The organism is Bartonella sp. AA9NXGY, assembly GCF_042196845.1.
In the GTDB taxonomy this organism is placed as follows: domain Bacteria; phylum Pseudomonadota; class Alphaproteobacteria; order Rhizobiales; family Rhizobiaceae; genus Bartonella.
Map to the genome: position 1 here is coordinate 156,310 of NZ_JBHIRB010000002.1, position 13,426 is coordinate 169,735.

Consider the following 13,426-nt stretch of genomic DNA (forward strand, 5'->3'; position numbering starts at 1 on the left):
TTAACACTAACCTAGCGCTCATACCTTATAATACAAGGTATATATTAGGAGTTCTTATGTCACAATACAATCCCACAACAGCGGATTTTGAAGCCCTTTTAACAGAATCTTTTCAAACTAATGATCTTAATGAAGGATCTGTTGTTAAAGGTCGTGTTATTGCAATCGAAAAAGACATGGCCATTATTGATGCTGGTCTTAAAGTCGAAGGACGTATTCCTCTCAAAGAATTTGGAGCTAAAGCAAAAGATGGTTCTTTGCAAGTTGGCGATGAAGTTGAGGTTTACATTGAACGCATTGAAAATGCGATGGGTGAAGCTGTTTTATCGCGTGAAAAAGCACGGCGCGAAGAAAGTTGGGTCCGTTTGGAGGAAAAATTCAATGCTGGTGCACGCGTTGATGGAGTGATCTTTAGCCAAGTAAAAGGTGGTTTTACAGTTGATCTTGATGGTGCCGTTGCTTTCTTACCTCGCAGCCAAGTTGATATTCGTCCCATTCGTGATGTTTCACCTCTCATGCATAATTCACAGTCCTTTGAAATTTTGAAGATGGATCGTCGTCGTGGCAATATTGTGGTCTCACGCCGCACTGTTTTAGAAGAAAGTCGCGCTGAGCAACGTTCAGAAATCGTACAAAATCTTGAAGAAAACCAAATCGTTGAAGGTGTGGTGAAAAATATTACAGATTATGGTGCCTTTGTTGATCTTGGTGGGATTGATGGTCTCTTGCACGTTACAGATATGGCATGGCGGCGTGTTAATCACCCATCTGAAGTGCTCACAATTGGCCAAACGATTAAAGTGCAGATTATTCGCATTAATCAAGATACGCACCGTATTTCTCTTGGAATGAAACAGCTTGAAAGTGATCCTTGGGAAAGCATCAGTGTCCGGTATCCGATTGGTAAAAAAATTACGGGTGCTGTTACCAACATTACTGATTACGGTGGTTTTGTTGAAATTGAACCAGGAATCGAAGGGCTGATCCATGTTTCTGAAATGAGCTGGACAAAGAAAAATGTTCATCCTGGAAAAATTCTGTCTACATCACAAGAAGTAGAAGTGGTTGTTCTTGAGATTGATCCTTCTAAACGGCGTATTTCTCTTGGCTTAAAACAAACATTTGAAAATCCATGGGAAGCTTTTGCCAATAAATTTCCTGTCAATTCGCAAATTGAAGGAGAGGTTAAAAATAAAACAGAATTTGGTCTGTTTATTGGGCTTGAAGGCGATGTTGACGGTATGGTTCATTTGTCTGATCTTGATTGGAACCGTCCTGGTGAACAAGTTATTGATACTTATAATAAAGGCGATATCGTTAAGGCTGTGGTCCTTGATGTTGACATTGAAAAAGAGCGCATTTCTCTTGGAATTAAGCAGCTTTCCAGCGATAAAGTTGGAGAAGCAGCTGCTTCTGGCGAATTGCGAAAAGGTGCAGTTGTAACATGCGAAGTGATTGCTGTTAACGACAATGACATTGGTGTGAAATTGATTGACCACAACCTTGAGACAACCATTCGGCGTGCTGATCTTGCGCGTGATCGTGATGAGCAACGTCCTGAGCGTTTCGCAATTGGGCAAAAGGTTGATGCTCGCATCACAGCATTTGATAAAAAAACACGTAAAATTTCAGTATCGATTAAAGCTTTAGAAATTGCAGAGGAAAAAGAAGCTGTTGCACAATATGGTTCTACAGATTCAGGTGCTTCTCTTGGTGATATTCTGGGTGCAGCTTTGAAAAAACAAGAACAAGATTAATCATCAATCATTAAAGTTGGTTTTATTATTAAGGTCACTCATTAGGAGTGACCTTTTTATTTTATAAAAAAATTGTCTGCTTATTTTTAAATTATTGAAACAAAAATTATAAATGCTTGCAAATAAAAACAAAAAGTTTGTTTTTTGTCTAACAACGGTTCACTATTCAGATAAAATGCTTAAAATTTAAATAAAAAACAATGTAATTGAATAACAATGGGACACTATGACGTGCATAATACCTTTCATAAAGTGCTTTTTTTCTCAAAAAGAGAAAAAAGATCATTTTATTAATACGGATTTTCCTCTTCGTGCAATTTATAAGGTACAGGAAGATCTTTATAACTTAGGGCATGATATAGCTTCTGGTAAAGAAATTTTACTCCCTGAATATGAAGGAGTAGGAGATTTTCGCAAGAGATTGAATGAAAATGCTAAACTTATTCTTCATGCCTTTCATACCAGTGATTTTGCTGCTCGAAATGATGAAACCATCGCACCATCTGCTCAATGGCTCATTGATAATCATTACACCATTGATAAAACCATACAAAAGCTACGTCGTAATCTACCCAAGTCCTTCATAAAGCAACTTCCTCTTTCTACACACAAAGCCGGAATACCACGAATTTTTGCTTTAACTTGGCTTTATATTGCGCATACCGATAGCAGCTTTTCACAAGAAACACTCACTGCTATGACCAACGGATTTCAAGAAGTTTGTGCGCTCACAATTGGTGAATTGTGGGCTCTTCCTTCAGTTATGCAAATGCTGCTCATTGAAAATGTCCGTCGTCTTTCAGTACGTATCGAAAAAGCGCGACATATGCGCCATCTTGCTAGTCAAGTAGCTGATAAAATTTCTCTTGTAGAAAATAAAACAAATCTACACTCTCTTTTTACGCAGTATAAACCATTTACTGTTGATCCAACTTTTTCAGCACATTTATTCTATCGCCTGCGCAGTGCATCTGTCGATTCAACCGTAGCATTAACTTGGCTTGAAAAGCAATTGAAAAGCCAAGGCAGTAGCTTAGAGATTGCAACAGCTGATGAACATACCCGACAAGCAGCAGATGGTGTGACCATGGGAAATATTATCTGTTCTCTTAAAGCTATAGATGATGTTGATTGGACAGCATGGTTTGAAACAGTGAGTTGTGTCGATTCTATTTTGCGTAAAAATAGTGATTTTTCTGAAATTGATGCTCACTCACGCAATATTTATCGACAAGTCATTGAAAAAGTTTCTCGCTTTTCGCCTCTTAGTGAACTGGAAGTTGCACATAAAGTTGTAGAAATGGCAAATTCCACTTCTAAAGATATGCCTCATCATTCTTGTGTGGGGTGGTACCTTGTTGATGATGGTCGTGGCATATTTGAAAAGGCTTGTGGGTATATTCCGCCCTTTCTCATAAAATGGACACGCGCTTCCTGTTGCTCAAAATTGAGAGTCATCGCCGTTCCTGTCTCTCTTCTGACGCTTGCTCTTTTGCTGGTAATTTACGCCCTTTTACAGCTATCTGGCATGACACAATGGATGTCTTTTTGCTTTACTGGATTGGCGCTTTTTCCTGCTATCGATGCTGCTTTTGCTTTATTTAACACTGTTGTTTCGTGGTTTGTCCCATCAAAACAACTCATTGGTTATGAATATAAAGAAGGTATTCCAAAACATGCACGGACAATGGTTGTTGTACCTACTTTGATGACATCACGCGCTGACATTGATGAACAAGTGCGCAATCTTGAAGTGCACTATCTTTCCAATCCTAAAGGTGCCATTCATTTTGCACTCATTACAGATTGGGTGGATGCTCCATTGAGAGAAACGCAAGATGATCTTGATTTATTGCACTATGCGCAAAAGAGTATTGATAAACTCAATAGTCGTTATCATCGTGATGAACTTCCGCTTTTTTTCCTTTTACATCGCCGACGCCTTTATAATACAAGCGAAAAATGTTGGATGGGATGGGAACGAAAGCGAGGAAAACTTCATGAACTTAATCGGCTCTTAAGAGGCGATAAAAATACAAGCTTTTATCCTCCCAATCCACATCTTCCTATGGATTGCCGTTTTGTTATGACGCTAGATTGTGATACACGTCTTACTCCAGAGAGCGTCGCGAAACTTGTTGGAAAGCTTAACCATCCACTCAATTATCCCGTTTTTGATCCACAAAGTGGAAAGGTTGTAAAGGGCTATAGCATTTTACAACCACGCATTATTCCTTCTCTTACAACAGGAAAAAAAACATCAATTCTCCAACGGGTTTTTTCTATAAACCGTGGCATTGATCCTTATGTTTTTGCTGTTTCTGATACTTATCAAGATCTTTTAGGAGAAGGCACCTTTATCGGTAAAGGTCTTTATAATATTGATGCATTTGAACAAGCGCTTGATGGCAAAATTAAAGAAAATACTATTCTTAGCCATGATCTCTTAGAGGGAGGTTATGCTCGTACTGCTCTGGTAAGTAGCATAGAAGTCATTGAAGACTATCCAACCGCTTACAATATTGATGTTATGCGTTATCATCGTTGGGTCCGCGGTGATTGGCAGCTTTTGCCTTATCTTTTTCCCCACCGTCAAATAAGTTCCGTGACGCGTTGGAAAATGCAGGATAATTTACGTCGTTCTCTCACGCCACTTATGTGGTTAATCGCAGCATTTGCAGGATGGGCTTTTTTGTCTTTAAAGAGTGCAATCGTCTGGCAACTATTCTTGTTGTTTAGCTCCTTCATTTCACCCATTCTATGTGTATTAAAAACGCTTGTCTCATCCAATATAGATCATTCTTTGCGTGGACATTTTCAATTAATTTGGAACAAAATTGCTCTTACAAGCGCTGATATATTTCTTAAAACGACGTTTCTTGCTCATTCGGCGTATTTTATGACCGATGCGATTATTCGTACACTCTATCGTATGACGATTTCAAAACAGCATCTTCTTGAATGGAAAACTTCTGCCGCAACAAAATCAATACCCAATAGTTTGCGTTTCTATGTTTTTACAATGGCACCAGCATCGCTTATTGGTATTCTTACTATAGCACTCCCTCTTTTTTCTGATAGTTTTGCAAGCTTGGTTGCTTTGCCTTTTGGGATAGCATGGTTTTTTTCACCCTTCATTGCTTGGATTGTGAGTCAACCTTCAACCTTTCAAGATAGCCTTGATCTTTCTTCAAAAGATGAAAAAAAACTCCGTTCTATTGCACGGCGGACATGGCTTTATTATGCAACCTTTGTCAATGCACAAAACAACTATTTGCCTCCCGATAATTTTCAAGAAGATCCTGAACCTCTTGTTGCTCAACGTACATCGCCTACGAATATTGGGGTTTATCTCCTTTCTATTATTGCAGCACGTGATTTTGGCTGGATTGGTTTTGAAGAGACCATCACCCGTATTGAATGTACATTACGCTCTCTTACAAAAATGGAAAAGTTTCGTGGTCATCTCTATAATTGGTATGAAACGGATACACTCAGGCCTCTTTTACCTACTTATGTATCAACCGTTGATTCAGGAAATCTTGCCGGTCATTTGGTAACACTCTCTTCTGCTTTAAGTGAATGGGCTGAAAAACCGCCTCTTTTTTTCCAAAGTGATCGAGAAGGCTTATCGGATGTTCTTGCTATTCTTGAAGAAACTGTCAGAGAAATTCCAGATCATCAACCCAGTTTACGCTCTTTACGCCAAAAAATCGAAGAAAACATCACTCGTTTTCATGACTCTGTCTTCACTTTTTTAGAACAAGAAAATACGGTCCCTTCTCACATCATAGATCTTTCACTTGCAGCCCACGATATTGTGCACTTAGTCGGTGAACTTGACCACAAAATTCAAACGATAGAATCTGCTGGTGCGCTTTCTTGGGCTAAATGCCTTATCGACACCTGTAACGCTCATCATAATGATGCGACTGCTCATTGTGATACTGAAAAATTAAGTAAAAAACTAAACAGGCTGGCTATAATGGCACGGCAAATAGCCTTTGATATGAAATTTGACTTTTTAGAACAGCCTAAACGGCATCTCTTATCCATAGGATATCGTGTTCAAGAAAACAAACTCGATGAAAATTGTTATGACCTACTTGCTTCAGAAGCACGTCTTGCAAGCTTTTTTGCCATCGCAAAAGGAGATATAAAACTTAAACATTGGTTTCGTCTTGGTCGACTTCTCGTACCCATAGGTGGGAAAGGTGCACTCCTATCATGGTCTGGATCAATGTTTGAATATCTTATGCCATCTCTCGTAATGCATGAACCTTTAGGATCTCTCCTAGATCAAACAAATCGATTGATTATTCGTTGTCAAATACAATATGCCCATAAACGGGAATTGCCATGGGGTATTTCAGAAGCCGCATTTAATGCTCGCGATCATTTAATGAATTACCAATACGCTCATTTTGGTGTTCCAAACCTCGGACTCCAACGTGGTCTTTCACGCAATGCTGTCATTGCTCCCTATGCCAGCCTTCTAGCGGCACAATATGCTCCTGCTTGCGCTGTCGCTAATTTAAAACGACTCCGTGATCTTGGAGCTTTAGGAACATATGGTTATTATGACTCTGTTGATTTTACTCCAACACGTGTGAAAACAGGGGAAAAATACGCCATTGTATGCAATTATTATGCGCATCATCATGGCATGTCTATTCTTGCTCTTAACAATGTTATTTTTCAAGGGCGAATGCGTGATCGTTTTCACCGTGATCCCGTTATTGAAGCAACACAATTGCTCTTACAGGAAAGAGCGCCTCATCTCATTCCTATTATTCATACCAAAGCTGTTAATCGTATGCGCAATAAGTCTCAAGCATTTGACGCAGCCCCTTTGCGCATTATTACAAACCCGTTACTCAAACCACGAGCAACTTTACTTTTGTCTAATGGCTTTTATTCTACCATGTTAACAGCGAACGGTTCTGGTTACAGTCGTTGGCACGATTATGCGATTACGCGCTTTATTCCTGATGCAACAGAAGATCAACAAGGTACTTTATTCTTCTTACGTGATACGCATAGTGGACGGTGGTGGTCTGTTACTGGTGAGCCAACACGTGTTATTGAAGAAGACGCTGTCAGCATTTTTACAGATGAAAAGGCTGAATATACAAAAATGGTTGATGGTATTAAATCAACACTTGAATGTCTTATTACATCTGAAGGATGTGGCGAAGGGAGACGTATTCAACTGATGAATACGACAAATAAAGACCGACTCATTGAAGTGACTTCTTATGGTGAATTAGCACTTGCCACGATGGATACAGACCAAGTTCATCCTGTTTTTTCTCGTATGTTTATAGAGACAGAAATTACTGAAGAAGGTAAAACAATTTTTGCCAAAAGGCGCAAACGCTCGCCTAGTGACCCTGAAATCTATGTTGCTCATTTTGTTTCTAGTACAACAGATATTCTCCAAGAGACAGAAGCTGAAACAGATCGCTCTCTGTTTATTGGTCGGGGGCGATCCATTCATCGTCCTGCTGCATTTGACCAAAATGCTCGTTTCAGTAACAGTCAAGGTTGTGTTCTTGACCCTGTTATGTCATTGCGATGCCGTATAAAAATTCCAGCCCATGAAAAAGCAGAACTTATTTTTTGGACTTTTGCTGCTCATACAAAAGAAGCGCTAAATAATCATATTAAACATTATCGACAACCTGATATGTTTCAAAAAGAACTTTCAATGGCATGGACGCGCTCACAAGTCGCACTGTATCAGAGCGGAACCCAGCTTAAAGAAGCTATTGTCTATCAAAAATATGCAACACCACTTATTTATCCAGAAAGAACGTGGCGTCTTCCTTCTGAAATATTAGCAAAAACGCTAGGAAAACAGTCTAATCTTTGGCCCATGTCTATCTCAGGAGACAATCCACTCTGTCTTCTTAGATTAAATAACGAGGGAAATATAACTGTACTGCGCGAGCTCCTTAAAGCACATGAATATTGGCGTATGCGTGGACTCATTGTTGATTTGGTCATTCTTAATGAACAAACATTTTCTTATATACAAAGTACACAACGCGCTCTTGAGTGGGTCTGTGAATCTTATTATCACCACACGCAAAAAGCAGATGAACGCCAACATATTTTCATGCTTCGACGCGATCAAATGAGTGAACAGAGTTTTAAAACGCTTCTTGCATCAGCGCGTATCGTTCTTGATGCCCAAAATGGCTCTTTATCTGAACAACTTAAACGACTTGATGAGAATGATTTTAATCTCACAGTTCGTAAAAATTATCAAGAACCTTATGATCAATTAGACTTGCCAAGATATAACGAAGGACAGCAATTTACAACACAAACTGAACAAAATCTTTTTTCTTCCATTGGTCTTATTAGCCAACAAAAACCATCCTCTTTTCTCCCAAATGGAGAAGATCTAAGATATTGGAATGGTTACGGTGGTTTTAATCAGCACAATCATTATGTAATACGTCTTCATGGACGTACCACTACACCGCATCCGTGGATTAATGTCATTGCTAATCACAGATTTGGTTTTCATGTCTCTGCTGAAGGTGCAATTTTTACTTGGGCTAACAATAGCCGCGATTATCAACTAACTCCTTGGGCGAATGATCCAACGTCTAACCGACCAGGAGAAGCTCTTTATCTGGTTGATCGCCAGTCTTTAAAACGTTTCTCACCCGTTTCTACTGTTGAATGTGACGAAAATATTGTCTATGAGGCGTGTCATGGGTTTGGATTCTCAACTTTTAAATCAACACATTCAGAAATCGCATTAGAATTGACTCATACACTTGATCCCGAAAAACCTATTCGCTTTTCACGTCTTATCCTTACGAATGAAGGGAAAAAACCACGCAGTTTACGCCTTTATAATTATGTTGAATGGGTTTTGGGAAATGTCCGTACAAAATATGCCCCCTTTATTGTTTCCTCTTATGAGACCAGATGGGGTGCACATTTTATTCAAAATCCCTATCACATCGAGAAATCTCAACAAGTTACATTTTTATCAGCGTCCGAAATGCCAACCAGCACTACGACCAATCGCGCTGAATTTATTGGTGCAACGGGAACCGTAACACGTCCAAATGCGATCCGTAAAGCCGCTGCTCTTTCGAATACCATTGAAGCAGGATGTGATCCTTGTTCAGCATTCGCCTATGATATTGATCTTCAACCAGGGCAAACAAAAGAAATCATCTTCTATCTTGGCAGTGCTGAAAATAGGCAAGAAGCTGAAAAATTACTCAATCAAGTACGTGCAAGTGATTTTGAAATTCAGCTCACAAAACAAAAACAGCAATGGAGTGATTTTGTTTCTCCTTTCCAAGTCAAAACACCTGATGCTTCTTTTAATCTTATGGTCAACCATTGGCTTCCTTATCAAATCTACGCATGCCGCATCATGGCACGCGCAGGCTTTTACCAAGCGAGTGGTGCATTTGGTTTTCGTGACCAGTTACAAGATAGCTTGTCTTTGTTATTGCTGGAACCACAATTAGCACGTGAACAATTGTTAAATGCAGCAGCGCACCAATTTCTTGAAGGTGATGTGCAACATTGGTGGTTGCCTGACACAAATGCTGGTGTTCGTACATACATTTCTGATGATATCGTTTGGCTTGCATATGCAACAGCTCTTTATGTCACTACCACTGGTGATGACGCTTTTCTTGATACGCTCATTCCTTTTATTGAAGGTGATGTTCTCAAAAGTGGGCAACAGGATGCTTATTTTCAACCCACCCAATCCCCAAAGGTTGCAACAGTTTATGAACATTGTGTTTTAGCTTTAGACCTTGCCATTAAACGCTGCGGACCACATGGTCTCCCTCTTATTTTAGGTGGGGATTGGAATGATGGCATGAATTTGGTCGGTGTGGAAGGAAAAGGCGAAAGCATTTGGTTAGGATGGTTTCTTGGGTACACATTACAAGCATTTATCTCTTTAGCCAAAAAACGTGCTGACAATAGCCATATGCAAATATGGAGTACGTACCTTGAACATTTAACAAAATGCCTAGAGAAAAATGGTTGGGATGGTGCTTGGTATCGACGTGGTTATTTTGATGATGGAACACCTCTTGGCTCTAAAATCAATGATGAATGTCAAATTGATACCATTGCTCAATCTTGGGCTATCATTTCTCAAATGGCATCGCCTGAACGTCAAAAACAAGCAATGACATCAATGTTGGAACATCTCTATGATAAAAAAGGCGGACTCATTCGCCTTTTTTGGCCGCCTTTTGATAAAAGTACGCTCGAGCCTGGTTATATAAAAGGTTATCCTCCAGGAATTCGAGAAAATGGTGGTCAATACACGCATGGTGCCATTTGGAGTATTTTTGCGTTGGCTGAAATGGAACAAAACGATAAAGCTTATGCTTTATTTTCTATGATAAACCCAATTACCCATGGACAAGATCCTGAAATTTATCGTGTTGAACCTTATGTAATGGTCGCAGATATTTATGCTGTTGAACCACGATGTGGTCAAGGCGGTTGGACTTGGTATACAGGTTCAGCCGGTTGGTTTTATCGCGCCGCAACACAAGCTATTCTTGGAATACAGCGTCAGGGAGACCTATTGTTTTTGCAGCCACATTTACCCTCTATTTGGCCAAAATATGAAGCAACAATGAAGTTTTATGATGCCGTTTATTGCATTAAAGTAAAATGGGGACCTAAAAATATGCTCTATATTAATAGCAAAGAATATACCGAAGTTCATATAGGGATAAAGTTACAAAAAACAGGTCAGCATGAAATTATACGTATTGTCAAATCTTAAAGATTAAAGATGAAAAAAGAGAGCAGACTTTTTATTCTTGTCCAAAACTGTAGAGTTGTTATATTGCACCGCCTATATTAGCCGTGTTGGTGCATAATATTTTAGATTTTATGAAAATGAAAGAAAAAGGTTATGAATCATCCGGATATTGCTAGACGTGTTTACAATCACACTTGGAAACTTGATCCCATTATTCGGTCACTTCTTGATACGGATTTTTATAAGCTTCTAATGGTGCAGATGATTTGGGGGTTATATCCTAATGTTAATGTTACTTTTTCCCTCATAAATCGCTCTAAAACAATACGTCTTGCCGACGATATTGATGAGAGTGAATTGCGTGCCCAACTTGATCATGCTCTTAGTTTGCGCTTTACAAAAAAAGAAATGATTTGGCTTGCTGGTAATACATTTTATGGACGCAAACAAATTTTTGAACCGGATTTTCTTCAGTGGCTTGAGAATTTTCAACTTCCAGAATATGAACTCACCCGCAAAGATGGCCAATATATCCTTCATTTTCATGGACCCTGGGCCCATAGTTCCATGTGGGAAATTCCTGCCCTTGCTATTATTAGTGAATTACGTTCACGTGCTGCTCTCAAAAAACTAGATCGTTTTGCTCTTGATGTACTTTATGCGCGTGCTAAAGCAAAAATGTGGAGTAAAGTTGAACGTCTCAAAAAATTGCCTGATATTAAAATATCTGACTTTGGGACAAGGCGTCGCCATTCTTTTTTATGGCAGCGCTGGTGTGTGGAAGCATTAAAAGAAGGCATTGGTCATTCTTTTACTGGAACTTCTAATGTTCTTCTTGCCATGGATACGGATTTAGAAGCTCTTGGAACCAATGCACACGAATTGCCTATGGTTATTGCGGCTCTCAGCAACAACGATGATGAATTACGCAGAGCTCCGTATCAAGTTTTGCAAGATTGGAATCGTTATTATGGTGGAAATCTTCTCATTGTATTACCTGATACCTTTGGTACAGAAGAATTTTTACGCAATGCACCAGATTGGGTCGCTGATTGGACGGGTTTCAGACCCGATAGTGCGCCTCCTATTGAAGGTGGTGAACGTATTATTCAATGGTGGAAAGAAAAAGGAAAAGATCCACGCAAAAAACTTTTAATTTTTTCTGATGCTCTTGATGTCAATACAATTGAAAAAACCTATCATCATTTCCATGGTAAAGTGCGCATGAGTTTTGGATGGGGCACGGATCTTACCAATGATTTTACAGGCTGTGCACCTCAGGAAATCGAAACTCTTGATGCTCTTTCCCTTGTTTGTAAGGTGACCTATGCCAATGGTCGACCAGCCGTAAAACTTTCAGATAATCCTGAAAAAACGATCGGTGATTCAAAAGAAGTACAACGTTATCTCAATTTTTTTGGTAATAAAAAGCGAATTGCTAGACCTATAAAGACATAGTTTCCGGTTCTTTAAAACAAGTATATTGATCCATCATATTGTTTATAAGATTGATTTTTGTCCTACCCTAAGGACGAGGATTCTTAACCTTTGCTGGTCTGTAAACAGTTCGGCTGTTTTTGAGCAGATTCTACTTGGCCTACCACGCATACGCTTCACTTACATAAGGCGCGATAGATAAGACTTAAAAATATTTACGACGCATTAAAAAAATACTTAACGTGCCAAGGAAGTTTAGCCAAGGAGATTTTCTCATTTTAACCCTGTTAAATCAAGCACACTCATCTCCTTGCATGTATGAAGGTTTTCAAGTTCTAAGGGTTATTGTTGTAGTTTGACAGTAGGTTTTATACTAAGTGGGAAGAGGTTGGATTAAGTAGGAATACGTGGTAATTTGTTGTTTTTATGTACAATTTTGACCATTCAATGCGCGTTTTATCAAAATAGATTTTGACACCTAAAATTGCAAAAATTACCGAAAATCAGGAAAAAGTGCGTTTCCATAAGTAAAAATGAGAAAAGGCTTTCAAAACCCTTTGAGAACATCTTTAAACTCTTTGAAAAAAATAAATTGGTACAAAATCTAGTGTCAAAATATACAAAACCAGATGACAAGCTATAATTGTAGCATTAGGAATTACTAAGGCAAAATTGGAGGATGACAAATAGCATGGTGACTATTGGTGTGCATTTTGAAAGGCAAGGATGATGGTGCTCAAATAGATTTTATACATGTTACAGGAGATTTTACTTTATCCATGTATAGTCTGCTATTATGAAATGAGTAAAGCGTTGAGAAATGTTTCATTAAAAATAAATGTGTAAATAACATGATTTGGGAGACCTTTTGTTTTACGTGAGGGGCATGACTTCATTAAAAAACAGAGAATGCAATAATATTTTTATTTCGAATAAGCTTTATACAAAGACAGAGAAATTATTTATTCGCATATTATAATAAGAATGCGTGTATATATAAAACCATTTGAAAAACTCTGTTGTTTCTTATGAATTATTCTTAAGTTAATAACAGATGTAACATTAAAGATTGATATAATAGACCGGCTTCTTAACTGTATAAGTATAAAAATGATGGTGTTTAGTAAGCTTTGTATTATATCCTCATTAAGAGATATGAAAACAAACGAAATGTCTTTTAGAAAGAAATGACTATCATATCAATGACTTTTTAATGATGTATATGTAGAGATTCATACAAACATGCTTTACAAAAATAATGACTCTCTTCCATGAATGTGATTTATCATTGTTTACCAAGTGAGAACATTTTGAGTGTTCATAAAAATTATTTCACAAACATATTATTAATTAATTGCGTTCAAAAAGCTTGCTATTTCATATGCATTTTGGAAATGGAGAGCTTATATTCAAAACTTAAAAGTTCTCATAGTTTTTACAAATAAGTTGAAGCTAA

Annotated in this window: 3 protein-coding genes; all 3 read left to right on the forward strand. The window is 38.3% G+C overall.

Features of this window, described 5'->3' with window-relative positions:
- Window positions 1-56: 56 nt before the first annotated feature.
- The 3 genes from rpsA (at window position 57) to pncB (ending at window position 11,991) form a co-directional block, all read left to right on the forward strand.
- Window positions 57-1,757: a 30S ribosomal protein S1 gene (gene rpsA, locus ACFIM6_RS01785; RefSeq protein WP_026500132.1), complete on the forward strand. Its 1,701-nt coding sequence runs from the start codon at window positions 57-59 to the stop codon at window positions 1,755-1,757.
- 226 nt (window positions 1,758-1,983) lie between these two features.
- A complete protein-coding gene (locus tag ACFIM6_RS01790) occupies window positions 1,984-10,554 on the forward strand; it encodes a GH36-type glycosyl hydrolase domain-containing protein (RefSeq protein WP_375611403.1) in 8,571 nt (2,856 codons plus the stop codon).
- 132 nt (window positions 10,555-10,686) lie between these two features.
- Window positions 10,687-11,991, forward strand: coding sequence for a nicotinate phosphoribosyltransferase (gene pncB / locus ACFIM6_RS01795; protein ID WP_375611404.1), 1,305 nt, complete (start codon window positions 10,687-10,689; stop codon window positions 11,989-11,991).
- Window positions 11,992-13,426 lie beyond the last annotated feature (1,435 nt).